The organism is Kocuria sp. APC 4018 (assembly GCF_030407675.1).
GTDB lineage: Bacteria > Actinomycetota > Actinomycetes > Actinomycetales > Micrococcaceae > Kocuria > Kocuria rhizophila.
Genome location: NZ_JASDCY010000040.1, coordinates 1 through 25,382, shown reverse-complemented (window position 1 = coordinate 25,382; position 25,382 = coordinate 1). Strand labels below are relative to the sequence as shown.

At 71.6% G+C, this 25,382-nt stretch carries 21 protein-coding genes; 2 read left to right on the top strand and 19 right to left on the bottom strand.

Annotated features, from left to right (window positions below; translation table 11 throughout):
• Nucleotides 1-545: 545 nt before the first annotated feature.
• From tyrS to QL985_RS08265, 7 genes are all read right to left on the bottom strand, one after another.
• Nucleotides 546-1,856 carry a tyrosine--tRNA ligase gene (tyrS, locus tag QL985_RS08295; protein ID WP_019310944.1) on the bottom strand — a complete coding sequence of 437 codons (1,311 nt, stop codon included), beginning with the start codon at nt 1,854-1,856 and terminating at the stop codon, nt 546-548.
• Between the two features lie 13 nt (nt 1,857-1,869).
• Nucleotides 1,870-4,155 carry an AAA family ATPase gene (locus QL985_RS08290; RefSeq protein ID WP_348613921.1) on the bottom strand — a complete coding sequence of 762 codons (2,286 nt, stop codon included), beginning with the start codon at nt 4,153-4,155 and terminating at the stop codon, nt 1,870-1,872.
• Between the two features lie 88 nt (nt 4,156-4,243).
• Nucleotides 4,244-4,771 (bottom strand): adenine phosphoribosyltransferase, encoded by a 528-nt coding sequence (locus tag QL985_RS08285; protein ID WP_019310942.1) that lies wholly within the window; start codon nt 4,769-4,771, stop codon nt 4,244-4,246.
• 42 nt (nt 4,772-4,813) lie between these two features.
• Entirely contained in the window at nt 4,814-5,524 is a 711-nt protein-coding gene (locus QL985_RS08280) for a DNA-3-methyladenine glycosylase (RefSeq protein ID WP_019310941.1), read from the bottom strand.
• Nucleotides 5,521-6,966, bottom strand: a complete 1,446-nt coding sequence (argH, locus tag QL985_RS08275; protein WP_019310940.1) for an argininosuccinate lyase — start codon at nt 6,964-6,966, stop codon at nt 5,521-5,523. The genes QL985_RS08280 and argH overlap by 4 nt, the downstream gene beginning before the upstream one ends.
• Before the next feature lie 231 nt (nt 6,967-7,197).
• Nucleotides 7,198-8,403 (bottom strand): argininosuccinate synthase, encoded by a 1,206-nt coding sequence (locus QL985_RS08270; RefSeq protein WP_019310939.1) that lies wholly within the window; start codon nt 8,401-8,403, stop codon nt 7,198-7,200.
• Nucleotides 8,404-8,490: 87 nt separating this feature from the next.
• A complete protein-coding gene (locus QL985_RS08265) occupies nt 8,491-10,005 on the bottom strand; it encodes a long-chain fatty acid--CoA ligase (protein ID WP_144803369.1) in 1,515 nt (504 codons plus the stop codon).
• Nucleotides 10,006-10,214: 209 nt separating this feature from the next.
• Between QL985_RS08265 and QL985_RS08260 the strand changes: the two genes are divergently transcribed.
• Entirely contained in the window at nt 10,215-10,646 is a 432-nt protein-coding gene (locus tag QL985_RS08260) for an ankyrin repeat domain-containing protein (RefSeq protein WP_019310937.1), read from the top strand.
• A 135-nt stretch (nt 10,647-10,781) separates the two neighbouring features.
• Here the strand turns inward: QL985_RS08260 and QL985_RS08255 are convergent, their stop codons facing one another.
• The 6 genes from QL985_RS08255 to argC form a co-directional block, all read right to left on the bottom strand.
• On the bottom strand, nt 10,782-11,276 hold the full coding sequence (locus QL985_RS08255) for an arginine repressor (RefSeq protein WP_019310936.1): 495 nt from the start codon (nt 11,274-11,276) through the stop codon (nt 10,782-10,784).
• On the bottom strand, nt 11,273-12,244 hold the full coding sequence (gene argF, locus QL985_RS08250) for an ornithine carbamoyltransferase (RefSeq protein ID WP_019310935.1): 972 nt from the start codon (nt 12,242-12,244) through the stop codon (nt 11,273-11,275). Before argF ends, QL985_RS08255 begins: the two co-directional genes overlap by 4 nt.
• Nucleotides 12,245-12,343: 99 nt before the next feature.
• A complete protein-coding gene (locus QL985_RS08245; protein ID WP_019310934.1) occupies nt 12,344-13,579 on the bottom strand; it encodes an acetylornithine transaminase in 1,236 nt (411 codons plus the stop codon).
• Complete coding sequence (gene argB / locus QL985_RS08240; protein ID WP_019310933.1) at nt 13,576-14,526, bottom strand: acetylglutamate kinase; 951 nt, start codon at nt 14,524-14,526, stop codon at nt 13,576-13,578. The genes QL985_RS08245 and argB overlap by 4 nt, the downstream gene beginning before the upstream one ends.
• A 10-nt stretch (nt 14,527-14,536) precedes the next feature.
• The gene (gene argJ / locus QL985_RS08235; RefSeq protein ID WP_019310932.1) at nt 14,537-15,742 is read right to left on the bottom strand and encodes a bifunctional glutamate N-acetyltransferase/amino-acid acetyltransferase ArgJ; all 1,206 of its coding nucleotides are present in this window, start codon (nt 15,740-15,742) and stop codon (nt 14,537-14,539) included.
• Nucleotides 15,743-15,792: 50 nt separating this feature from the next.
• The gene (gene argC / locus QL985_RS08230) at nt 15,793-16,842 is read right to left on the bottom strand and encodes an N-acetyl-gamma-glutamyl-phosphate reductase (protein WP_019310931.1); all 1,050 of its coding nucleotides are present in this window, start codon (nt 16,840-16,842) and stop codon (nt 15,793-15,795) included.
• 222 nt (nt 16,843-17,064) lie between these two features.
• On the opposite strand from argC, the gene QL985_RS08225 reads away from it, so the two are divergent.
• Nucleotides 17,065-18,039 (top strand): quinone oxidoreductase, encoded by a 975-nt coding sequence (locus QL985_RS08225; RefSeq protein ID WP_019310930.1) that lies wholly within the window; start codon nt 17,065-17,067, stop codon nt 18,037-18,039.
• Nucleotides 18,040-18,061: 22 nt separating this feature from the next.
• On the opposite strand, the gene QL985_RS08220 is transcribed toward QL985_RS08225, so the two are convergent.
• From QL985_RS08220 to QL985_RS08195, 6 genes are all read right to left on the bottom strand, one after another.
• On the bottom strand, nt 18,062-18,670 hold the full coding sequence (locus QL985_RS08220; RefSeq protein WP_019310929.1) for a hypothetical protein: 609 nt from the start codon (nt 18,668-18,670) through the stop codon (nt 18,062-18,064).
• 28 nt (nt 18,671-18,698) lie between these two features.
• Nucleotides 18,699-21,251 (bottom strand): phenylalanine--tRNA ligase subunit beta, encoded by a 2,553-nt coding sequence (gene pheT / locus QL985_RS08215; RefSeq protein ID WP_102613853.1) that lies wholly within the window; start codon nt 21,249-21,251, stop codon nt 18,699-18,701.
• 3 nt (nt 21,252-21,254) lie between these two features.
• Nucleotides 21,255-22,313 carry a phenylalanine--tRNA ligase subunit alpha gene (pheS, locus tag QL985_RS08210; protein ID WP_019310927.1) on the bottom strand — a complete coding sequence of 353 codons (1,059 nt, stop codon included), beginning with the start codon at nt 22,311-22,313 and terminating at the stop codon, nt 21,255-21,257.
• Between the two features lie 272 nt (nt 22,314-22,585).
• Nucleotides 22,586-24,085 (bottom strand): DHA2 family efflux MFS transporter permease subunit, encoded by a 1,500-nt coding sequence (locus tag QL985_RS08205; RefSeq protein ID WP_059280752.1) that lies wholly within the window; start codon nt 24,083-24,085, stop codon nt 22,586-22,588.
• The gene (locus tag QL985_RS08200; RefSeq protein WP_039101300.1) at nt 24,082-24,597 is read right to left on the bottom strand and encodes an NUDIX domain-containing protein; all 516 of its coding nucleotides are present in this window, start codon (nt 24,595-24,597) and stop codon (nt 24,082-24,084) included. The genes QL985_RS08205 and QL985_RS08200 overlap by 4 nt, the downstream gene beginning before the upstream one ends.
• Nucleotides 24,594-25,382: RNA methyltransferase (locus tag QL985_RS08195; protein ID WP_290147711.1), on the bottom strand; the 789-nt coding region annotated here is incomplete at its 5' end. The genes QL985_RS08195 and QL985_RS08200, both read right to left, overlap by 4 nt.

The following is a 25,382-nucleotide window of genomic DNA, read 5'->3' as shown; positions in this document are numbered from 1 at the left end:
TCAACCAAAAATATAAAACTTCTGGTATCAACAAACTAGACACACTATTGAGTTGACAAACAACACACCACAACGCAGCTCCCCATCACGAGGACCACCACGGTCGGTTGCGATCACGCCCTGCGGCGGATCAAGACTTTGATTGCTGCTCCCGGTTGGACCTTTCTGGTCCCTTGCTGGAGCAACTAGAAGAGCTTATCCCTGCCTGGTTCGGCGTGTCAACTTGACTTCTCAAGTCTCTGCGCTTCCCCTGCGGGCTGCTGGGCAACCGTAGCATGAACAAGGTCCGATCGCTCGGGCTGATCTTTGCCGGTCACCCCCGCAGGTCCGATCCCTTTCGGGCCCCTCGCCGCGGCGACTCGGAATACATTACACACGAGCCAGGACTGGCGCAAAGTGCCGGTCCTGGCTCGTGAGGAGAGGGCGCTGCAGGGTTGCACGGCCCTCTCGGATCGCGCCGGCCGCGGAGGTACCTGGTGCCTCGCGGCGCCGACGGGCGCGGGGCAGAGGCGACTGCCTCGACCCGGCGCCGGGGCCGGCGGGAGCTAGTCTGTGAACGTGACGGCCGCGAGGTTCTTCTTGCCGCGCCGCAGCAGCACGAAACGGCCGTGCAGGTGCTCGTCCGAGGTGACCACGGCGTCCTCCCCCGTGATCTTGTGGTTGTTGACGGACACGCCACCCTCCTTGAGGGTGCGTCGCGCCGCGGACTTGGACTCGGACAGCCCGGTGCCCACCAGCAGGTCCACCACCGGCTGCTCCTCCCGCCCCGTCACGGTCATGCCGGGAAGAGCGTCCGCCACCGCCGCGAGCGTGGACTCGTCCAGGTCCTCGAAGGCTCCCTTTCCGAACACCGCAGCGGATGCCTCGATGGCCTGTCGGGTGGCCTCGGCACCGTGCACCAGCGTGTTGACGTCCTCCGCGAGCACGCGCTGCGCTTCCCTGCGGTACGGCTCCTCGCGTGTGAGCCGTTCGAGCTCGGTGATCTCCTCGCGAGTGCGGAAGGTGAAGACCTTCAAGCGGTCGGCCACGTCGGCGTCTGCGGTGTTGAGCCAGAACTGGTAGAAGGCGTAGGGCGATGTCAGCTCCGGGTTCAGCCAGATGGCGTTGCCCTCGGACTTGCCGAACTTGGTGCCGTCCGAGTTGGTGATCAGCGGGGTGCCGATGGCGTGCACCGCGGCACCTTCGGTCTTGCGCACGAGGTCCGTGCCGGAGGTGAGGTTGCCCCACTGGTCCGAGCCGCCGGTCTGCAGGGTGCAGCCGTACTGCCGGTAGAGGTTCAGGAAGTCCAGTCCCTGCAGGATCTGGTAGCTGAACTCGGTGTAGGAGATCCCCTCCTCCGAGTTCAGTCGCTTGGCCACGATGTCCTTCTTGATCATGGTGCCCACGCGGAAGTTCTTGCCGATGTCGCGCAGGAAATCGATGGCCGACAGCTGCGACGTCCAGTCCAGGTTGTTGACCATGCGGGCGGGGTTCTCCCCGTCGAAGGACAGGAAGCGCTGGACCTGCTCGCGCAGCATCTCCACCCACTGCGCCACGGTCTCGCGCGAGTTGAGGATGCGCTCGGAGGTCTGCCGGGGGTCGCCGATCAGGCCGGTGGATCCACCCACCAGGCCGATGGGGTGGTGCCCCGCGAGCTGCAACCGGCGCAGCAGCAGCAGCTGCACGAGGTGGCCCAGGTGAAGGGAGGACGCCGTGGGATCGAAGCCGCAGTAGTAGGTGATCGGCTCACCGTCCAGCGCCGCCTGCAGGGCCTCCGGGTCCGTGGAGACCTGGACCAGGCCCCGCCAGTTCAGTTCCTCCCAGAGGGAGGAGAACGAGGGATCGTTGTGCTGCGTGCTGAGATCGGTGGTTGACACGCCGACCAATTTATCAGGCGACGGGCTGGGGCTCCCCGCCCTGCTCCGTGATGCCGGCGGGCATGCCGTGCGCGCCCACGAGGTGCAGCCGCTGGGTGGGCCGGGTCATGGCCACGTACAGGTTGCCCGCCCCGCCCGCAGGGTCCCCGGCGATGTCGTTCGGCTCGACGACCACGACAGAGTCGAACTCCAGGCCCTTGGCGTCCCACGGGGTGAGGACCATGATGCGCCGGTCCAGGCTGCGCATGCCCGCGGCGACCAGCCCGGGGAACTCCCGGTCCAGGGTCCGGCCGACCGCGCCGATGAGGTGGCCCGGGCACACGACCCCCACGAGGCCTCCGGCGAGGGCGTCGAGTTCGGTTCCCACGCACCGCACCACCGCGTGCGTCACCTCGTCCTCGGTGCCCGTGCACAGGACATCGGGGGCCTCGCCGTCGCGCACGGCCCGGGGGTCGGACACGGTGAGGCCTGCCGCGCGCGCCACCCGCGCGGCGGCGTCGGCGATCGGCTGGGGCGTGCGGTAGTTGACCGTGAGCTCCTCGAGGTCGAAGCGCTCCCCCACGAACGGTTCGAGCGCCTCGGACCACGTGCGCGCGGCGGCGGCGTTTCCCGCCTGCGCGATGTCCCCCACCACGGTGAACGACTTCAGCGGGCACCGGCGCATCAGCACCCGCCACTGCATGGGCGACAGCTCCTGCGCCTCGTCCACGACCACGTGCCCGTAGGCCCATGTGCGGTCCGACGACGCCGCCTCGGCCGCGGTCATGCGGTGCGGCGCCTCGGCGTTGAACGCCGTGAGCTGCTCGACCGTCACCACGCCCTGGGCACCGATGTCCTCGAAGCCCTCGGCCATGGCCTCCAGGGCCTTCTGCGCGGACTCCTGGGACTTGCGCTCCTCGAGTGACCGGTCACCGCGCACGGTGATGCCCGCGGACTCGAAGTCCCCGAGCAGCTCGGCGGCCTCGTCGAGCAGGGCGACGTCCGCGACCGTGAGCGGCGCGTCCGCGGGACGGAGCAGGCGCGCGACCTCCGCGTCACTCAGCTCCGGGGCGGCGGAACGCAAGTAGTGCTCCTTGCTGAACAGCTGGCCCACGAGCTGCTGGGGCGTCAGGGGCAGCCACAGCAGGTTGAGCGCGATCCTGACCTCGCGGGACTGCCGCAGGTCCTCCTTGAGGTACGAGCGGTCCATGGTGGAGCCGGCCTTCTCGTTCAGCTCGTCCCCGAGCTTCTGCGCGAGCTCCTTGATGACCACCTTCACGAACGTCTCGCGGGCCTGGTTATGGGGCTTGCCGGTCGCGCGGGCGCGCTCACGGGCGCGGCGCACGAGGGACCGGGAGAGCTTCACGCGGTGGCCGTCCACGGTGAGCCACTGGGCACGGGGCGGGACCTTCTGGCGGTCGGCGACCGCGCGGGCCACCACGTCCACCATGTGCAGCCCCGACTTCCAGCGGGTGACCCAGGGGTCCGGCTCGACCGTGCCGTGGACGCCCGGGTAGAGGTCCGCGAGCGAGGACATCACCACACCCGTCTCGCCCAGAGCGGGCAGGACGCGTTCGATGTACCAGAGGAAGGAGGACGAAGGTCCCACGATCAGCACACCGGACTTGGCCAGTCGTTCCCGGTGCTCGTAGAGAAGGAACGCCGCGCGGTGCAGGGCCACGGCCGTCTTGCCCGTGCCGGGCCCGCCCTGAACCACCCTCACACCGGACAGCGGCGCGCGGATGATCCGGTCCTGCTCGGCCTGGATGGTGGCCACGATGTCCGTCATGCGGCCCGTGCGCTCGGAGTTCAGCGCGGCGATCAGCGCGCCCTCCCCGTGCACCACGTCCTCGTCCGCGACCCGCTCCGCGTCGAAGACGTCGTCCTCGAGCGCGGTGACGTCCCGCCCGTCCATGATGAGGTGGCGGCGGCGCACGAGGTCCATGGGGTTCGCGGCCGTGGCCTGGTAGAAGGCGCCCGCCTCACGGGCGCGCCAGTCCAGCACGAGCCGGCGGTGGTCCTCGGTGGCCAGCCCGAGCCGGCCCACGTAGTGCCGTTCGTCCTCCGTGGTGTCCAGGCGGCCGAACACGAGCCGCTCGTCCACGGCGTTGAGCTGGGTGAGCCGGTCCTCGTAGTGGGTGGCGAACGCATCGCGCTCCGAACGGGCCTGGTGGCCTCCGCCGTACTGGGTGGTCCGCACCCGGCGCAGCTCGCGCTCGCTCTGTGCCCGCAGCTCGTCGAGCCGCGCGTAGGCCGTGGCGACGTGCTCGCGCTCCAGCTCGAGTTGCCGGGACACTCCCACGGTTGCGGATTCCTCCACGCAGTTCACCTCACGCACACAGCCGGAAACGCCGGTTCCTCGACCGGCGATCGACCATCCTACCGTTCGGCCGACGCCGCCGGGGCGCTCACACGCGCAGCAGCGCGCGCACCCGGTGCCCACCCAGCTGGGCGCGACCGCGCAGCGCGGTGAGCTCCATGATCACGCCGAACCCCGCGACGTTGTAGCCGCCCCGGGTCAGCAGGGACGCCGCGGCGCCGAGTGTTCCGCCGGTGGCCAGGACGTCGTCGAGCACGAGCACGCGCGCACCCCGTGGGGCGTCGTCGGTGTGGATCTCCAGCGTCCCGGTGCCGTACTCGAGGTTGTACGACTGGGAGATGGTCTCCCGGGGCAGCTTGCCCTCCTTGCGCACGGGAATGATCCCGGCCCCGGAGGCGTAGGCCACGGCGGCGGCGATCATGAAGCCGCGCGCCTCCACGCCGGCCACGCAGTCGTACTGGCCGTCGAAGGCGTCCACGAGGGCGTCCACCGTGCGGTGGAACCCGGGCCCGTCCGCGAACAGCGGTGTGAGGTCACGGAACAGCACCCCCGGCTCGGGGTGGTCGGGGATCTTGGCGCACAACCGGTCGATCATCTGTTCCACGGATTCAGTCACCCGGTCATCGTATCCGCCGCGACCGGTTGCGCCCCCTCGGAGTCAACGTGTGCGGCGCCGTTTCACCGTGGCTCGTCGGTACGGGGACACCGTGGGCTCCCCGGACAGGGCGAAGCGCCACGGGAAGGCATCGGTGCCGCCCTCCCCGGACACTCCCGTGCGCGGGGTCTCCATGAACTCCTCCGGTGCAGGCTCCGCGAGCGCCAGACCCGTCCAGGTGGTTCCCTCCCGCTCGGCCACGGCCTCGCGGGCACGGGCCACGGGATCGAGGGAGGTCCCGAGATCCACGATCGCGGCGGCGTCGTCCGCGAGGGTCAGGCCGAGGGCCTGCGCGGTGTTGCCGGGCCCGCGGGCCAGTGTGGCGAACGGGGGTTCCGAGCTGCGCGTGGCCAGCCGACGCCGCGTGGCGGGCTCGGTCCCCAGGACCACCTCACCGGAGCGGATCAGGATGCCCCCGCCCATGCCCTCGGGTCGGCACACGACATTCACGGCGTGGTGCAGCCCGTAGGTGAAGTAGACGTACAGGTGCCCCGGCGGCCCGAACATGGCGGCGTTGCGCGCGGTGCGACCCCGGAACGTGTGCGCCCCCGGGTCCGGGAGGTCCGAGTCCTGCGGACCGCCGTAGGCCTCCACCTCCGTGAGGCGCAACGCGACCGTGCCGGTGTCCCGCGCGCAGACGAGCACGGCCCCGAGGAGCCGGGGAGCGACGTCGGGCGCGGGCCGGGACAGCAGCTCGTGCAGCGCGAGGCTCACGAGATCACAGGCTCGCGCGTCTCGAAGGCGGCGAGCTCCGCGAGCTGCCGCTTCAGCTCCGTGAGCTGCCGGGCCACGGCCTCGGGTGCGGTCCCGCCCTGCGAGCTGCGGGAGGCGAGCGAACCGGCCACCGTGAGGACCTCGCGCACGCCCGGTGTGAGGTGCGTCGAGATGGCCGCGAACTGCTCGTCCGTGAGGTCCCACAGCTCGATGCCCTGCTCCTCGCACACGCGCACGGCCTCCCCCGAGATCTCGTGGGCCTCGCGGAAGGGCACACCCTGGCGCACGAGCCACTCCGCCACGTCCGTGGCGAGCGCGAAGCCCTGCGGTGCGAGCTCCGCGAGGCGATCGGGGTGGAACTCGAGCGTGGCCATCATCCCGGCGACCGCCGGCAGCAGCACCTCGAGCTGGTCGATCGCGTCGAAGACCGGCTCTTTGTCCTCCTGCAGGTCGCGGTTGTAGGCGAGCGGCAGGCCCTTGAGCGTGGCCAGCAGGCCGGTGAGGTCCCCGATGAGCCGGCCCGCCTTGCCGCGCGCGAGCTCGGCGACGTCCGGGTTCTTCTTCTGCGGCATGATCGAGGAGCCCGTGGAGAAGGCGTCGTCCAGGGTCACGAAGGAGAACTCCTTGGTGGCCCACGTGGTGACCTCCTCGCTCATGCGCGAGATGTCCACTGCGGCCATCGCGCACACCCACGCGAACTCGGCGTAGACGTCCCGCGAGGCCGTGCCGTCGATCGAGTTGTGCACTGCGGAGTCGAAGCCGAGCTCCGCGGCCACGGCATTCGGGTCCAGCCCCAGGGAGGAGCCCGCGAGCGCTCCGGACCCGTAGGGCGAGACGGCCGCGCGGCGGTCCCAGTCCACGAACCGCTGGACGTCCCGCAGCACGGCCCACGCGTGGGCCAGCAGGTGGTGGGACAGCAGCACCGGCTGGGCGTGCTGCAGGTGCGTGCGCCCCGGCATGGGGGCGTTCGGGTGGCGCTCGGCCTGCTCGATCAGCGCGCGCACCACGTCCAGCAGGTTGCGGGCCACGATCGAGGCGTGGTCCCGCAGGTACATGCGCCCGAGCGTGGCGATCTGGTCGTTGCGGGAGCGCCCGGCCCGCAGCTTGCCGCCCAGCTGGGCCCCGGCGCGCTCGATCAGTCCGCGCTCGAGGCAGCCGTGGACGTCCTCGTCCGAGGGCGCCGGGGCGTACGCGCCGCTGCGCACGTCCGCCTCGAGCCGGTCCAGGGCGTCGAGCATGCCCGCGAGCTCGGCGTCGTCCAGCAGCCCCGCGGTGTGCAGCACCCGGGCGTGCGCGCGGGAGCCCGCGATGTCGTACGGCGCCAGGCGCCAGTCGAACTGGGTGGAGCGGCTCAGCTCGGCGAGCGCGTCCGCCGGTCCCCCGGCGAAGCGGCCACCCCACAGGGCGCCCTCGTTGGTTCCGTGCTGCTCGTGCTGGGCCATGGTGCTCCTCGCTGACGTGTGCTGTGGTTCGTGGGCCGGGCGCCGCGTCCCCCTGCGGGTCGAGTGGCGCGTGCGCTGTCCCCCGCGGGGGCCGAGCCGCGCGTGCGGCGACCCTGCGGGGGCCGGGGACGACGCCGCCCGGCGTGGTGAACGGCCGGGCTCCAGTCTAGGAGCCCGGCCGTCCGGGTCCGCCCGTGGGCGGTGGGGCCGCGCTGCCGCGGCCACCGGGTGTCACTTCCCGGCGAGTCCCTGCTCGCGCCGGGACGCGACCTTGGAGGACATGCCGAACAGCTCGATGAAGCCGCGGGCGTTGGACTGGTCGAAGGAGTCGCCCTCGTCGTACGTGGCCAGGTTGAAGTCGTACAGCCCGGTGTTCGAACGGCGACCGGTCACCGTGGCCCGCCCGGCGTGCAGCTCCATGCGGATGTCGCCGTTCACGTAGGTCTGGGTGTCCTGGATGAACACGTCCAGGGACTTCTTCAGCGGGGAGAACCACTGGCCGTCGTAGACGAGCTCCGTCCAGCGCTGGCCCACGGTCTTCTTGAAGCGGGCCTGCTCGCGCTCGATGGTGACGTTCTCGAGCTCCTGGTGCGCGGCGATCAGCGCCATGGCCCCGGGGGCCTCGTAGATCTCGCGGGACTTGATGCCCACGAGGCGGTCCTCCACGATGTCGATCCGGCCCACGCCCTGCGCGCCGGCGCGGCGGTTCATCTCCTGGATGGCCTGCAGCGGGGTGACGGGCTTGCCGTCGATCGCCACGGGGATGCCCTTCTCGAACGTGATCACGACCTCGTCCGCGGCGGGCGGGAAGGTGGGGTCGTCCGTGTAGTCGTAGACGTCCTTGGTGGGCCCGTTCCAGATGTCCTCGAGGAAGCCCGTCTCCACCGCACGACCCCACACGTTCTGGTCGATCGAGAACGGGTTCTTCTTGGTGGTCTCGATCGGCAGGTTGTTCTGCTCCGCGTAGGTGATGGCCTTCTCACGGGTCAGCGCGAGGTCCCGCACCGGGGCGATGCACTTGAGCTCCGGACCGAGGGTCTGGATGCCCACCTCGAAGCGGACCTGGTCGTTGCCCTTGCCCGTGCAGCCGTGGGCCACCGTGGTGGCGCCGAACTTCTTCGCGGCCGCCACCAGGTGCTTGACGATCACCGGGCGGGACACGGCGGAGACCAGCGGGTACGAGTCCATGTAGAGACCGTTGGCCTGCAGCGCGGGCATGCAGTACTCGCTCGCGAACTCGTCCCGGGCATCAGCCACGTACGCCTCGACCGCGCCGCAGTCCAGAGCGCGCTGGCGGATGGTCTCCAGGTCCTCGCCACCCTGTCCCACGTCCACGGCCACGGCCACGACCTCGGCACCGGTGGCCTCACCGATCCACCCGATGGCCACGGACGTGTCCAGTCCACCCGAGTAGGCCAATACCACGCGATCACTCACGGCGCTTCCCTCCACACTGCTCAACGACGGCTCTGACTGCACGGGACCTCCCGCGCTTCATGCATGACTATACACGCCAGTCAGTATTTATGCATCGAGGGTGAGTTCGCGCTTCAGGATCTTGCCCGTGGGGCCCTTGGGCAGCTCGTCGGTGACGCGGTAGATGCGGGGGTACTTGTACTTGGCCACCCGTTCCTGCACGAAGGCGTCCAGCTCCCGGGTCAGCGCTTCCTTGCCCTTGGACTCGAGCACGCCGGACTCGAACACGACCACGGCGCCGACCTCCTCGCCGTGCTTCTCGTCCGGGACCCCCACCACGGCGGCCTCCACCACGCCCGGGAACTGGTAGATGACCTCCTCGACCTCACGCGGGTACACGTTGTAGCCGCCGCGCAGGATCATGTCCTTCTTGCGGTCCACGATGAAGAACATGCCGTCCTCGTCCTTCCGGGCCATGTCCCCCGTGTGGAACCAGCCGCCGCGCATGGCCTCCTCGGTGGCCTCCGGCTTGTGCCAGTAGCCCTTCATGACGTACTGGCCGGCCACCACGAGCTCGCCGACCTCGCCGGTGGGGACCTCGTTGTCCTGGCCGTCCACCACGCGCAGCTGCGCGCCGCGCACCTCGGAGCCGATGGAGCCCGGCTTGCGCACGTTGCCGGGCTGGTTGAAGCACACCACGGGAGAGGTCTCCGAGAGCCCGTAGCCCTCGAACACCGTGGTGCCGAAGACCTTCTCGAACTTGGCCAGGACCTCCACGGGCATGGACGATCCGCCCGATACCCCGGCGCGCAGGTCGATCCCCTCCACGGCCTGCGGATCCTGCCCGGACTGGTGGAGCAGCGCGACGTACATGGTGGGCACGCCGGCGAAGATGGTCACCCGGTCCCGGCGCAGCACCTCGAGCGCCTCGGCGGGGTGGAAGCGCGGCAGCAGCGTGACGGTCGCACCGGCGCAGATCACGCCGTTCAGGGCCACGGTCTGGCCGAACACGTGGAATAACGGGAGTCCGCCGAACATCACGTCCCCGTGGGCCAGGTTGAAGACTTCACCGGCCACCTCCGCGTTGGACAGGAGGTTGTGGTGGGTCAGCTCCGCACCCTTGGGCCGGCCCGTGGTGCCGGAGGTGTACAGCAGCACCGCAGTGTCCGAGTCCGCGCGCTCCACGACCTCGTGGTCGGGATCCACGGCCTGCAGCCGCCCCACCGTGCCCTGGGCGCTGATGGGCAGCACGTTGAGCCCGTCGATCTCCTCGGCCGCCTTCTGGCTGGCCTCGGCCATGTCCTCCCACGCGAGCACGAAGGAAACCCCCGCGTCCTGGAAGTGGTAGGTCAGTTCACGGGGAGTGAGCAGCGGGTTGAGGGGCACCACGATGCCGCCCGCGCGCAGGATCGCGTAGTAGAGCACGGCCATGTGCGGCACGTTGGGCAGCACGAGCGCCACACGGTCCCCGGGACGGATCCCGTTGGCCTTCAGCAGCGCCGCGCCACGGGCCGAGAGGTCGTTGAGCTGGTCGTAGCTCATGTGGAGGTCGTCCAGGATGATCACGGGATCCGAGCCGTACTTCTCGGCCGACGTGGTGAGCAGGGTGGCCAGATTTGTCATGGATCCTCCAGGTAGGAATGTGAGTTCTACCACGTGATACTGCCCGTATCGGGTATCTGAGTCAAACACCGTCACCGCCCCGGCTGGGGCGTGGGAGACTGGAGCGCGCCGCACCGTGACCCCTCCCCCGGGGTGCCACGGAGCGGTAGCAGTGAACATCAGCACCAGGCCCGCCAGCCAGTGGGCCGCTCAGTGTCGGAGGATGCCCCGTGACCGATCAGCAGAGCGCCGCTCAGACCCCCCAGTTCACGGACGAGGAGCTCGCCTACGTGGCCTCCCTGTTCGACGCCGCCCGCAACGGCGACACACAGCTGCTGCGCACCGCCGTGGAGGCCGGCGTTCCGGTGAACCTCACCAACGACAAGGGTGACACCCTGCTCAACCTCGCCGCCTACCTCGAGCGGGAGGACACGGTGCGGATGCTGCTGGAGAAGGGTGCGGACACCGAGCGCGTGAGCGACATGGGCTTCACCGCCCTGGTCTGCGCCGTGTTCCGCGGCAACGAGCCGATCGCCCGGGCGCTGCTCGAGGCCGGGGCGGGCCAGGCCACCGGGCACCAGCACGCTCAGGACGTCGCACGGGTCTTCGGCCAGGAGCACCTGCTGCCGCTGCTCGAGAGCTACGAGACGCGCGAGTCCTGAGCCGCTCCGACGGCTCCGGGGCCTGCGCCGCAACGACGGCACGGGGCCCGGGGCAACGGGTGCCACGCCGGGAGGCGAGACGAGAAGTGGGCACTGCGGGCGGCGTCGGCGGCGGTGCGCCTGCCGGGGGAGCGCTCAGCGGGCGAGGTCCAGGAACCGCTGCGCGAGCTGCTCGCCGCCCTGCGGGTCCCGGCTGACCACCATGATGGTGTCGTCCCCGGCGATCGTGCCCAGGATCTCGGGGGTGACCGAGTGGTCGATCGCGGACGCGAAGTACTGCGCGGCTCCGGGCGGGGTGCGCAGGATCACCAGGTTGGCGCTGCCCTCCGCCGTGACCAGCAGCTCGCGGCACAGTGCCCCGAGCTTGGCCTCAGTGCTCTCGCGCGTGATGCCGCTCGCCGGGGAGCGGTCCGCCCCCGCCATGGGCACCGCGTAGACCATCCCGCCCCGCGGAGAGCGCACCCGGACGGCCTCCAGCTCCACGAGGTCCCGCGACAGGGTGGCCTGGGTGACCTGGATGCCGTCCGCGGCCAGCAGCTCCGCGAGCTCCGCCTGCGAGTGGACGTCCCCGCCCGTCACGAGGTCCAGGATCCGGGCCTGCCGGGCGGTCTTGGTGGTGGGGATGCTCATCGCGTCTCCTCCCGTCGCAGGGCCGCCGGCAGGTCCGCGGACAGTCCCGAGGAGTCCAGCAGGAACGTCAGCAGCGCTTTCTGGACGTGCAGCCGGTTTTCGGCCTCCTCCCACACGAGGGACGCCGACCCGTCGATGACCTCGGCGGCGACCTCCAGCCCGCGGTAGGCGGGCAGGCAGTGCAGGAACACCGCGTGCTCCGCGGCGAGCGCCATGGCCTCGGTGGTCACGGAGTACGGCCGGAAGATCTCGCAGCGCTCGGCCTTCTCGCTCTCCTGCCCCATGGACACCCACGTGTCGGTCACGACGGCGTCCGCGCCCGCGAGCGCCTCGCCCGCGTCGGTGGTGACGAGCACCGATCCGCCCGTCTGCGCGGCCCGCTCGCGCGCCGCGTCCACCACGTCCTCCCGCGGCAGGAACCCCTCCGGGCCCGCGATCCGCACGTGCATTCCGGCGGTGGCGCAGCCCAGCAGGTAGGAGTTGGCCATGTTGTTCGAGGCGTCACCCAGGTACACCAGGGTGCGCCCGGCCACGTCCCCGAAGTGCTCCCGGAGGGTGAGCAGGTCCGCGAGGATCTGGCACGGGTGGTAGTCGTCCGTGAGGGCGTTGACCACGGGCACGCTGCTGTGCTCGGCCATCTCCTCCAGCCCGGACTGCGCGTACGTGCGCCACACGATCGCCGAGAGCATGCGGGAGAGCACGCGGGCGCTGTCCGCCACGCTCTCCTTGTGCCCCAGCTGGGACTCCCCCGGGTTGATGACGAGGGGGTTCCCGCCGAGGTCGCTCACCCCGGCGGCGAACGAGACCCGGGTGCGCGTGGAGGTCTTGTCGAAGATCACCCCCACCGTCTGCGGGCCGGCGAGCGGACGCCGCGAGAAGCGGTCCGCCTTGAGGGCGGCGGCGAGGTCCAGCACCTCGGACTGCTCCTCGGGGCTCAGATCGGTGTCGACCAGGAAGTGGCGCAGCACGCGGGGTTCTCCTTCGGTTCGCGGGGCCCGGCGGGACCGGGATCTCGGACGCGCCGTCTCGGGCGCGGGGATGCAGGGATTTCTCTCAGGGGCAGGCTCTCAGGTGGAGCTGACGGTGCGCAGCAGATCGGGCAGCGCGGACACGAACGTGTCCACCTCCTGCCGGGTCACGATCAGCGGCGGCGCCAGGCGCACCGTGGCCGGTCCGGTCGCGTTGACGAGGAACCCCGCGTCCCGCGCCGCGGCCACGAGACGCGGGGCCACGGCGTCGTCGGGAGCTCCCTGGACGAGGTCCAATCCCACGAGCAGCCCGTGTCCGCGCACGACCGTCACGCCGGGGACGTCCCGCAGCCGGGCGGCGAGGTGCTCCCCCACCGCGCGGGCGTTCTCGAGCAGGCCCTCGTCACGGATGGTCCTGACAGTGGCGAGTGCGGCCGCAGCCGCCAACGGGTTGCCGCCGAACGTGGTCCCGTGCTGGCCGGCACCGAGCAGCCCGGACACCTCGGGGCCCGCCGTGAGCAGGGCCCCGATGGGGAAGCCTCCACCCAGTCCCTTGGCGAGCGTCACGGCGTCCGGGAACTCGCCCCCGGGCAGCTGGGCCGTGCTCGCGAGCCAGTCGCCGGTGCGTCCGATCCCGGACTGCACCTCGTCCACGATCAGCAGTGCGCCGTGCTCCCGGGTGAGTTCCCGCGCCCGCGCCAGGTAGCCCTCCGGGAGACCCCGGACGCCGGCCTCGCCCTGCACCGGCTCCACGATCAGCGCGGCCACCGTGTCGTCCAGCTCGGCCGCGAGTGCCTCGACCGTGGCCGGGACATGGCTCACCCCGCCGGGCAGCGGCTCGAAGGGTGCGCGGTAGGCCTCCTTGGCCGTGAGCGCGAGCGATCCCATGGTCCGCCCGTGGAACGCGTGCTCAAGCGCGAGCACGCGCGTCCGCGGGCGCCCCTGGGCATCCGGGTGCTCCCGGCCGTGCCGGCGCGCGAGCTTGAACGCGGCCTCGTTCGCCTCGGAGCCGGAGTTCGCGAAGAACACGTGGGATCCCGACGGGGCGTCGGTGACCTCCAGGAGCTCCCGGGCCAGCTCGACGACCTCCGGGGTCGTGAACAGGTTGGACACATGCGCCAGCCGACCCGCCTGCTCCGCGACGGCCCGCACCCACGCCGGATGCGCGTGGCCCAGGGAGTTGACGGCGATGCCCGCGAGCAGGTCCAGGTAGCGGCGGCCGTCGGCGTCCGTGACGCGGCACCCCTGCCCCTCCACGAGCACGAGCGCTGGATCCCCGAACACCCCCAGCAGGTTGTCCCGGTACCCGTCCAGCAGTTCCGTGGTCCGACTCATGCGATGCCCTCCTCGTCCGGTGTGACCTCGGTGCCGATGCCCGTGTCCGTGAAGATCTCCAGCAGCGAGGAGTGCTCGGAGCGCCCGTCCACGATGCTCGCCCGTGGTACCCCGCCGTCCACCGCGCGCAGGGCCGCACGCATCTTGGGGATCATCCCGGACTCCAGGGAGGGCAGCATCTCCCGCAGCTCGGGGGCCGTGAGCGAGGAGATCAGCGACGAGCGGTCCGGCCAGTCCGCGTAGAGCCCCTCGACGTCCGTGAGCGCCACGAACTTCTCCGCACCCAGGGCCACGGCAACCTCCGCCGCGGCGGTGTCGGCGTTGACGTTGAGAACCTGGCCGGTGAGCGCACCGAGCCCGGCGGCGTCATCCTCCGGCTCCGCGAGCTCGGGGGCGATCGAGGCGATCACCGGGATCTTGCCGATGTCCAGCAGCTGCTCGACCGCCACGGTGTTGACCCGCGTGACGGTGCCCACGAGACCGAGGTCCACCGGGGCGCCGTCGGAACCGGTGCGGACGCGGCGGGCCTGCAGCAGCCCGGCGTCCTCCCCGGACATGCCCACCGCGTACGGGCCGTGGGCGTTGATCAGGCCCACGAGCTCGCGGCCCACCTGGCCCGTGAGGACCATGCGGATCACGTTGACGGCCTCCTCCGTGGTGACCCGCAGCCCGTCCTTGAACTCCGAGTGGATGTTCAGGGACTCCAGCATGGTGCTGATCTGCGGGCCGCCGCCGTGGACCACCACGGGGCGGATGCCCACGTGGCGCAGGAAGACGATGTCCTCCGCGAACGCGCGGCGCAGCTGGTCGTCGACCATGGCGTTGCCGCCGTACTTGAAGACCATGGTGGATCCCGCGTAGCGCTGGATCCAGGGCAGGGCCTCCATGAGGGTCTCCGCCTTGGAGCGGGCGGTGTCGTACCGGGTGCTGTCGCTGAGTCGTGACATGGTGGTCGGCCTAGCTGGAGTAGGCGCTGTTCTCCTCGACGTAGTCGTGGGTGAGGTCGTTGGTCCACACGGTGGCTCGGGCGTCCCCGGTCTTCAGGTCGATCTCGATGTCCACCGCGCGCGACGCCGCGAGGTCCACACCCTCGCGGGGATCGCCGATGCCGCCGTTGCGGCAGACGGTGACACCGTTGATGGTGACGTCGATCCGGTCGGGGTCGAACTGTGCCTGCGTGGTGCCCACCGCGGAGAGCACCCGACCCCAGTTGGGGTCGTTGCCGAACACCGCGGTCTTGAGCAGGTTGGAGCGCGCCACCGTGCGGGAGACGTCCTCGGCCTCCGTCTCGGTGGCCGCGCCCACCGTGGTGATCGCGATGTCGTGGGACGCGCCCTCCGCGTCCGTGATGAGCTGCTGCGCGAGGCTGTGGCACACCGCGGTCAGGGCCCGGGTGAACTCCCCCTGCTCCGCGGCCGTGCCCGACGCCCCGGAGGACATCAGCACCACGGTGTCGTTGGTGGACATGCAGCCGTCCGAGTCCGTGCGGTTGAACGTCACGCGGCAGGCCTCCCGCAGGGCGGCGTCCAGCGCGTCCGCGGCCATGACGGCGTCCGTGGTGAGCACCACGAGCATGGTGGCAAGTCCCGGGGCGAGCATTCCCGCGCCCTTGGCCATGCCGCCCACGGTCCACCCGGGGCCGGAGACGCTGGCCTGCTTGGGGACGGAGTCCGTGGTCATGATGGCCTCCGCGGCCCGCCGCCCGGCGTCCTGCCCGGCCGCGAGCGCGCGCACCACCTCGGGGACCCCGCGGCGCACCACGTCCATGGGCAGCTGCTCCCCGATCAGCCCGGTGGAGCACACCACCACGTCCCCCGCGCCGATGCCCAGCTCCCCGGCCACGAGCTCCGCCGTAGTGTGCGTGTTCTGGAAGCCCTCGGGGCCCGTGCACGCGTTCGCGCCGCCGGAGTTCAGGACCACGGCACGCACCGATCCTGCGCGCACCACCTCGCGGGACCAGTGCACGGGGGCCGCGGCCACGCGGTTGGAGGTGAACTGGGCGGCGGCGGCGAACTCGGGCCCGGTGTTGACCACGAGCGCCAGGTCGGGACCGCCGGAGGCCTTGAAGCCGGCCTCGACGCCGGAGGCGGTGAAGCCCGCGGCGGTGCACACGCCGGACTCCGTGGTCACGGGGATCTCGGGAACGGGGTCGTGGGACGTCATGGGTGTCTCTGCTCCTGTGCGGTCGGAGGGATGGGCTGCGGCGGAACCGGTCACGGGGCCATCCCCTGAGCGGTGAGGCCCGTGGTCTCGGACAGGCCGAGGGCCAGGTTCACGGACTGAACCGCTCCCCCGGCGGTGCCCTTGGTGAGGTTGTCGATCACGGAGGTCACCACGAGGCGCCCCGCGTGCGGATCCACCGCGAGCTGCAGGGCCGCGTGGTTGGACCCCAGCACGGACTGGGTGGTCGGCCACTGGCCCTCCGGCAGCAGGTGGACGAACGGCTCGTGCGCGTAGGCCGCCCGGTAGACCTCCCGCACCCGGGCCTCGTCCACGCCGGGACGCAGCACGGCGGTGGCCGTGGTGAGGATTCCCCGGGGCATGGGAGCCAGGGTGGGGGTGAAGGACAGGGAGACCTCCGTGCCCCCGGCCCACCCCAGGCCCTGCTCGATCTCGGGCGTGTGCCGGTGCCCTCCGCCCACACCGTAGGGGGACATGGACCCCATGGTCTCCGCGCCCAGCAGGTGAGGCTTCACGGACTTGCCCGCCCCCGAGGTGCCCGACGCGGCGACGACCACGAGGTCCGCGGGTTCCACGACGCCGACCGCGAGCGCCGGTGCCAGCGCGAGCAGCGAACCTGTGGGGTAGCACCCCGGCACGGCGATGCGTGCCGCCCCGTGCAGACGGTCCCGCTGCGTGCGTCCGCTCGGATCCACGATCAGCTCGGGCAGACCGTACGGCCACGTGCCCGCGTGCTCCGTGCCGTAGAACTGCTGCCACGCCTCGGCGGACGCGAGCCGGTGGTCCGCGCCGGCGTCCACCACCACGGTCTCCGGGGGCAGCTGCGCGGCCAACGCGGCGGACTGGCCGTGCGGCAGGGCCAGGAACACGACGTCGTGCCCCGCGAGGTTCTCCGCGGTGGTCTCCAGGACCTCCCGGTCCGCGAGCTCGTGCAGGTGCGGCTGCAGCTCCCCCAGGCGGCGTCCGGCCGAGGAGTGGGCGGTGACGGTGGTGATCTCGATCTCCGGGTGCCCGCACAGCAGACGGAGCACCTCTCCGCCCGCGTAGCCGGTGGCGCCCGAAACTGCTGCGGTGTAGGTCATGCAGTCAGCATAGCGTATTTCTATGCACTCTATTCAATACTTATTCACCAGGGCCTGTCCGACCACCCGCCGCTCCGCCGGGGTTGCCCCGTGCACGGGGGCGGGTGAGACTGGCCGGAGAGACACCGCCCGGTCGGGGCCGCCCCCGCCCCGCCCGCACGCCGTCGCCCAGCAGCGAGCTGCCGTGCACCGTCTGACGTGCCCCACGAAGGAGACCGCACCATGACCACCACCATGCAGGCCATCGTTGCCCGACAGGCCGGGGACCCCGAGGTCCTCCGGCTCGACGAGCTGCCCGTGCCCACTCCGGGCCCACGCGAGGTGCTCGTGCGCACCGAGGCCGCAGGGGTGAACTTCATCGAGACCTACCAGCGCTGCGGGGTCTACCCCGTGTCCTTTCCGTTCACGCCCGGGGCCGAGGGGTGCGGTGTGGTCACGGCCGTGGGAACGGAGGTGTCGGAGGTCTCCGTGGGGCAGCGGATCGCCACCGCCGAGGCCCGCGCCACGTACGCAGAGCACTTCGTGGTCTCCGCGGACACGGTCCTCCCCGTCCCCGAGGACATGGGTTCAGAGACCGCCGCGGCCCTCCCCCTGCAGGGCCTCACCGCCCACTACCTGGTGCGTTCCACGGTCCGGCTGGGCCGCGGGGACACCGCCGTGCTCACGGCGGCCTCCGGCGGCGTGGGCGGGCTGGCGATCCAGCTCATGAAGCGCGTGGGGGCCACCGTGATCGCCCTGACCTCCACGCCGGAGAAGGAGGAGACGGCGCGTGGGCTGGGCGCGGATCACGTGCTCGGCTACGAGGGATTCGCGGAGCGGGTCCGGGAGCTCACCGACGGAGCAGGCGCGGACGTGGTCTACGACTCCGTGGGGCGCAGCACCTTTGACGAGTCCCTGCGCGCCACCCGCGTGCGCGGCACCGTGGTGCTCTTCGGCGGAGCCTCGGGCCAGGTGCCCCCGTTCGACCTGCAGCGGCTCAACGGCGCGGGAGGTCTCTACGTGACGAGGCCGTCGCTTGCCCACTACCTTCGGGACGCGCAGGAGCGCGCCTGGCGGTGGTCCGAGCTCACCGACGCGGTGGGCAGCGGCGACCTCACCGTGCGGGTGGGCGGGACCCACCCGTTGGCCGACGCCGCCGCGGCGCACCGGGATCTCGAGTCCCGCACCACGCAGGGCAAGCTGCTGCTCGTGCCCTGAGCGCGGTCCGCAGAACCGCGACTCACACGCCCACACGCACCCCGCGGTGGGTGCGACGCACGCCCCACACGGTCAGCAGGGCGCACAGCAGAGCGCTCGCACCCCACGCGGTGGCCTTGACCCGCTGAGTGGTGACAGTGGACTCGGTCACCCCCTCCGTGCCGTAGGTTCCGGGGACGTCCGTCTCCACGACAGTAAGGTTGCCGTCGCGCACGGCGAGCAGGGCGTCGACGTCCCGGGGGAAGTCCGCGTCCTGAACCCCGGTCTGGGTGCCCCGGAATGTGATCTGGTCCCCCTCCGCCTTCTGCTGCGGATCGTTGAGCCGGTTGTCGAACGGGTGCTGCACCACGAGGTCGTTCGCGGGCATGGTGCCCGAGTAGATCCCGTTGTAGTCCTGCGTGTCCAGGTCCTTGGTGAGGGTCTGGTACGTCCCGGACACCACCATGGTCTCCCCCGCCACGTCCTCCAGGCGCGAGGCCTTCTCGAAGGACAGTGCGCACAGCACCCCCAGCACCACCGTGAGCACCGCACCCACGAGCGCCATGCTCACGACGAGCCAGCCCCGGGACCTCGGGGCGTGGTCATCCTGCTGCTCGTGGAAGTCGATGAGTTCGCGTGAATCGGGGGACACGACGCTCCTTGTGCTGGGGGTGGGTGTGCTAGCTGCGGATCTCGGCGCCGTGGGCGTCACGGGCGGCCGTGACGGCGGCCTCGCGAGCCTGCGAGGCCTCGTCCGCGGTGAGGGTCCGGTCCGGGGCCCGGAACCTCAGCGCGATGGCCACGGACTTCTTCCCCTCCGGAATGCCCGTGCCCGCGTACACGTCGAAGACGTCCGCGGACTCCAGCAGCTCACCGGCACCACGGCGCACCGTCTCCAGCAACTGCGCGGCCGTCACGGAGCCGTCCACCACGAGGGCGACGTCCTGCGTGGCGGCGGGGTAGCCCGAGATCGGCTGCGCCACCACGGCGGGTGCTTCCCGCTCGAGCAGGGCGGAGAGGTCCAGCTCCATGGCGCACGTGCGCTCCGGCAGGCCCTCGGCCGCCACGAGCTTGGGGTGCAGCTCGCCGGCCACGCCGATCACGGCGCCGTCCGGTGTGCGCAGCTCGGCCGTGCGGCCGGGGTGGAACGCGGCGTGACGGCCCTGGGCCACCTCCAGCTCGACACCGGCGCTGCGCGCGGCGAGCTCGGCGACGTCGAGTGCGTCCTGCCAGTCGTAGGCGCGCGGCGTGACCCACGGGCCCGCGGCGGCGTCGTGACCCGCCAGCACCGCGGCGAGCTTGCGCGGCTGGTCCGGCACGGCGGCGTGGAGGCGGTCCAGATCCGGGTCCATGGGGCGCACGCCCAGGGGCGGCACCGGCTGCGTGTCCGGGGTGTACCCCTCGGCGAGAAAGACGTGGCCGATCTCGTACAGCGCGAGGTCACGGAACCCGCGGGAGTGGTTGCGCTTGAGCACCTCCAGCAGACCGGGCAGGATGCTGACCCGCAGCAGGGGCTGCGCCTCGCTGATGGGGTTCGCCAACCTGATCGAGGGCACACGCGCGCCCTCGGGGCTGCCCCAGCGGTCGTTGTCCGCCTGCGCCACGAACGGGTAGCTGAGCACCTCGGTGAGGCCCGCTGCCGCAAGGGTGGTGGCCACGCGGCGTCGTGCGGCCTGCGAGCGCGTGAATCCGCGGCCGGGAGGGGCCACGGGGAGCCGGTTCGGGATCTTGTCGTAGCCGTCCAGTCGGGCGATCTCCTCGACGAGGTCGTCCTCGCCCGTGAGGTCGGGGCGCCAGGACGGCGGGGTCACGATCCAGCCGTCGCCCGTCTCGGTGACGTCCGCGCCGATCGCCGTAAGCGTGCGCTCCACGACCTCCGGGGAGTAGTCCACACCCACGCGCGCCGTGGGGTAGCCGGCCGCCAGGTCGATCGGGGTGGGTGCCTGCGTGTGGTCCACGTCCGTGACGCGACCGGTGTCCGCCCCGCCGGCCAGCTCGACCAGCAGGTCCACCACGCGCTGCGCGGCGACCGGTGCGAGCTCGGGGTCCACGCCGCGCTCGTAGCGCTTGGACGCCTCCGAGGGCAGCTTGTGCCGGCGAGCGGTGCGGGCGATCGAGGCCTCGTCGAAGCGGGCGGCCTCCACGAGGATCCGGGTGGTGGACCCGCTCACCTCCGTGGCGGCTCCGCCCATCACGCCCGCGAGGCCGATGGCACCGGACTCGTCCGCGATCACGAGGTCCTCGGTGTCCAGCGTGCGGTCCTTGCCGTCCAGCGTGGTCAGCGTCTCCCCCGCGGCGGCCCGTCGCACGGTGATTCCGCCCTGCAGGGTGTCCGCATCGTAGGTGTGGATGGGCTGGCCGTACTCGAGCATCACGTAGTTGGAGATGTCCACGGGCAGGCTCACCGAGCGGATGCCCGCCAGGCGCAGCCGGGATGCCAGCCACGGCGGGGTGGGCCGGGAGGCGTCCACGTCCTCCACCACGCGCACCGCGAAGCGGTTGGAACCGGCGCGGCCGTGGATGGGGGCGGCGTCGTCGATCGTGACCGGGAAGCCGTCCTGCGTGGGGGCGGGCACGGACGGTGCCAGCTGGGCCACGGGATCCGTGAACGGTGCGCGCACGGCGTTGCAGTACTCGCGGGCGATACCGCGCAGGGAGAAGGCATAGCCCCGGTCCGGGGTCACGTTGACCTCGGCGGCGGAGTCGTAGAGGCCCAGCAGCTCCATGGCGTCGGAGCCGATCTCGGGGTCCAGCCCGAGCCGGGACAGCACCAGGATGCCGTCGTGGTCCTCCCCGATGCCGAGCTCGCGCACGGAGGCGATCATGCCCGCGGAGGTGTGGCCGTAGGTCTTGCGCGCGGAGATCCGGAAGTCACCGGGCAGCACGGCACCGGGCAGGGTGACGACCACCTTGTCCCCGACCGAGAAGTTGTGGGCCCCGCAGATGATGCCCTGCACCCCGGAGGCCTCGATGCCCTTTCCGGTGAGCGTCTGCTCCTGGCCCTCGGGGACCACGCGCACGGTGCACCAGTTCACGGTCTTGCCGTTGGAGTGGGTCTCCGGCTCCATGGTGAGCACCTGGCCCACCACGATCGGCCCGGACAGCGAGTCCGTGGGGCGGTGGACGTCCTCCTCCTCCAGGCCGACCTTCACCAGGGTGGCCAGGACGTCCTCGGCGGTGGCGTCCTCGGGGACGGGCGCGTACTCGCGCAGCCATGACAGGGGAATACGCATGCTCTAGATCTCCATCCCGAAGTGCTCGCTGAAACGGACGTCGCCCTCGACCATGTCGTGCATGTCCGGGACGTTGTTGCGGAACATCAGGGTCCGCTCGATGCCCATGCCGAACGCGAAGCCTGAGTAGCGCTCGGGGTCGATGCCCGCGGCCCGCAGGACGTTGGGGTGCATCATGCCGCAGCCGCCCCACTCGATCCACCGCGGCCCGCCCTTGGCCGTGGGATGCCACACGTCCAGTTCGGCAGAGGGTTCGGTGAACGGGAAGTAGTTGGGGCGCAGCCGGATGGCGGCCTCCGGCCCGAACATGGTGCGCGCGAAGTGCGTGAGCGTGCCCTTGAGGTCCGCCATGGACAGCCCCTCGTCCACCGCAATGCCCTCCACCTGGTGGAACACGGGGGTGTGCGTGGCGTCCAGCTCGTCCGTGCGGTACGTCTTGCCGGGGCACACCACGTACACGGGCAGCTCGCGCTCCAGCAGCGAGCGCATCTGCACGGGCGAGGTGTGGGTGCGCAGCACCAGGTGCGAGGACGGCGGGTCCACGAAGAACGTGTCCTGCAGCTGACGTGCCGGGTGGTCCGGCTGGAAGTTGAGGGAGTCGAAGTTGAACCACTCGTGCTCGAGCTCGGGGCCCTCCGCGACCTCCCAGCCCATGCCCACGAAGATGTCCCCGATCTGCTCCATCAGGGTGTTCAGCGGGTGGCGCCCGCCCATCCGACGACGCCGCGTGGCCGCTGTGACGTCCACGGCCTCCTCCACCAGGATCCGGGCGTCCCGCTCCTCCTCGAGCTCGGCGGTGCGCGTGGCGATCGCCTTGTTCACGCGTCCGCGCGCCTGCCCCACGAGCTTGCCGGCGGTGGCCTTCGCGGCCTTGTCCAGTCCGCCGATGGCCCGGTTGGCGAGCGCCAGGGGGGACTTCTCGCCCGCGTGGGCGAGCCGGACGGTCTTGAGTTCGGGCAGATCCGCGGCGGCCCGGATCGCGCTCAGCGCGTCCTCGACGGCGGCGGTGACGGCCGCCTCGTCGGTGGGGTCCACCGCGGCGGACGGTGTGGTCTCGGACATGGTTTCTCGCGTTCCTGCGCTCGCGGACGGGGTGCTCCGTGTCCCTGGGGCGCGCTCGCCGCGGGACACGGCGGTGCCCGCCGCCGGGGCGAACGGGCACGGTCAGTCTAGTGGATGCGCCCGCGCCGTCCGCCCGTCAGGAGCCGGCGACGCCGCTCGCGGACCCGCCGGGGCCACGCGCACCGCCGCGGGTGCGGGCGGGGCCGGTCTGAGCACGTGCGGCCAGGCCCGGTCCGGTCGGGAGTGGTTCGGGCAGTGCTTGGGCCAGTGGTTCAGTCAGCACTTCGGTCAGGGTGCGTGCGACCGGGAGCGCGGAAGAACGCGGTGGCCACGGCACCGAGGACGAGCACCGCCACCGGCAGCAGCAGCGAGTGGGACATCGCGAGGGCGAATCCCGGCTGCAGCTGCTCCGGCAGGGCCTGCCCCGACCCTCCCGTGGCGAGGTCGCCGCTTGCCGCCCCGGCCGGCAGGTTCGCGGCCAGCTGGGCCTGCATGAGCACGGCCATCATGGCGCTGCCCACGGCGGCCGAGACCTGCCGGGTGGCGTTGAACACCCCCGAGCCCGCGCCCACGACGTCCGGGGCGAGGTCCGAGGTGGCGGTGAGCGAGACCGGGGACCAGATCATGGCGCTGCCCAGCCCGATCACGAGCGTCAGCGCGGCCAGCAGCCACACGGAGGTCCCGGGGCGCAGGCTCAGGGCGTACGCGGCGAGCCCGGCGGCCATGATGAGCATCCCGGGCAGCGCGATGCTCCGCGGTGCCACCCGGCCCAGCGCCCGGCCCACGAAAGGGGCGAGGACCGCGGAGAGCAGGGACATGGGCGCGTAGCTCAGTGCGGCCACTGTGGGGTCCAGTCCGCGCACGACCTGCAGGTAGAGCATCGCGGGGATGATCATGGAGTTCACGGTGAGGCTCACGGCGGCCATCGCGGCGTTGGCCAGGGTGAAGTTGCGCTGCCGGAGCAGGGGCAGGGGCACGAGCGGTTCGGCGGGGGTGACGGCCTGCCACGCGAGGAACGCCACGAGGATCAGCACTCCGGCCCCGATGACCATGGGAATCGTGACGGGACCCACCACGGTGGACCAGTCGTGGCTCTGCCCCTCCTGGATGCCGAACACCACGAGGAACAGCCCGAGCCCGGAGAGCACCACGCCCACGAGGTCCAGGGAGTGGCTGCGCACCGGCAGCCGGGGCAGGTGCACCGCGGCGCGCCACAGGGCGAAGATCCCCACGGGCACGTTGACCCAGAAGATCCATCGCCACCCCGCGAGGTCCACGAGGATCCCGCCGAGCAGCGGCCCCACGAGGGTCGCGATCCCCGCGGTGGCACCCCAGATGCCCAGGGCCGTGCCGCGGGTGGCCACCGGGAACATCCGGGTGATCACGGTCATGGTCTGCGGGGACATCAGGGCCGCCCCGAGACCCTGGACCACGCGTGCGACCACCAGCGCGGTGACGTCCTGCGCGAAGCCGCACCACAGGGACGCCCCCGTGAAGATCGCGAGCCCCCACAGGTACACCGTCCGCGGCCCCAGCCGGTCCCCGAGCCGCCCCGTGACCAGCAGCGGCACGGCGTAGGCCAGCAGGTAGCCGCTCGTGACCCACAGCACCCCGGAGATGTCGGTGTGCAGTCCCGCGGTGATGGCGGGGATCGCGGTGGACACGATCGTGGCGTCCACCAGGATCATGAAGAAGCCGAGCACCATGGCCCACAGCGCGTGCCACGCCCGCGGATCGGTGCCGTCCCGGCTCTCGGCGGTCGTGTGGTTCACGCGTGCTCCGTTCGCAGTGTTTCCAGCAGTGCGGCCACGATCGGCAGGTCCGCTGGGATCCACGGCAGCGCCAGAACGGTGGCGGGATCGTCCAGTGGCAGCCACCGGACGTCCAGGTGGTCCTCACCGGTGCGGACCCGCTCCTCGAGCACCCGTTCGGGCGACACGGGGTGCCGAGGTTCAGGGGCATCCGCGGACCGCAGGTCCCTCGGACCGCGCAGCACGGCGGTGAACACCCGCATCACGGCGGAGCCGGTGAGCGGCCAGCCGTGGGGTTCCGGTGGTCCCACCTCGGACAGCAGGTCCAGGTGCACCCCGAGCTCCTCGCGGCACTCCCGCAGCAGGGCGTCGCGAGCGCCCTCCCCCGGTTCCTGCTTGCCGCCGGGGAACTCCCACAGCCCGCGCAGGGACTCGGGGTACGCTCGCTGGGCCGCGAGCACGCGGGTGGGCGACGCCGCGTCGTCAAGGATCGCGGCCCCGACCACGCGCGTCCGGGGGGTCCCGCCGGTCACGGGGTTCCGCGCCGCACGGTGACGACGCCGCTGTCCGCCCGTCGCTGCGCCCTCGCCGAGGCGTAGAGGCACACGGTCGCGGCGGTGCCCACGTTGAGGGACTCCGCCCGCCCGTACAGGGGCACGGCCACCGCCAGGTCCGCGAGGTCCCGTTCGTCATCCGAGAGCCCCTGCGCCTCGTTGCCGAACAGCCAGACCGTGGGATCCTCCAGCCGCACGTCGTGCTCCACCACCGGTGCGACGCCCGCAGAACGCAGCAGGGCGGCGTCGGCGAGCTCGTCCACGGTGGCCTGCGCGTAGCCGTCCGCCGCAAGGACTCGCAGGGAACGGCCCCGGGCCGAGGCCACGAAGGATGAGAGCTCCACCCCCGTGAGCACGGGGAGGTGGAAGAGGGAACCCGCCGTGGAGCGCACGGCCTTGGGGTTGAACGGGTCCACGCTGCCCTCGGAGAACACCACGGCACCGGCACCGGCCGCATCGGCGGCGCGCACCACGGTTCCGGCGTTGCCGGGATCCTGCACCCGGGCCAGCGCGCACACCAGCCGGGCGTCCGCGAGCGCGTCCAGCACCGAGACCTCGGGAAGGCGGCACACCGCGAGCATCCCCTGGGGGGTCACGGCGTCGGTCATGGCCCCGAGCACCTCGGGGGTGACCATGCGGAGGAACACGTCCCGCCGGGACCCGAGCGCTTCGAGGTCCGCGGCGATCCCCGGATGGCGTTCGAGCTCCTGTCGCGTGACGTACACGGCGTCCAGGGCGGGAAGCGACGGGCCCCGGTGGGGTGG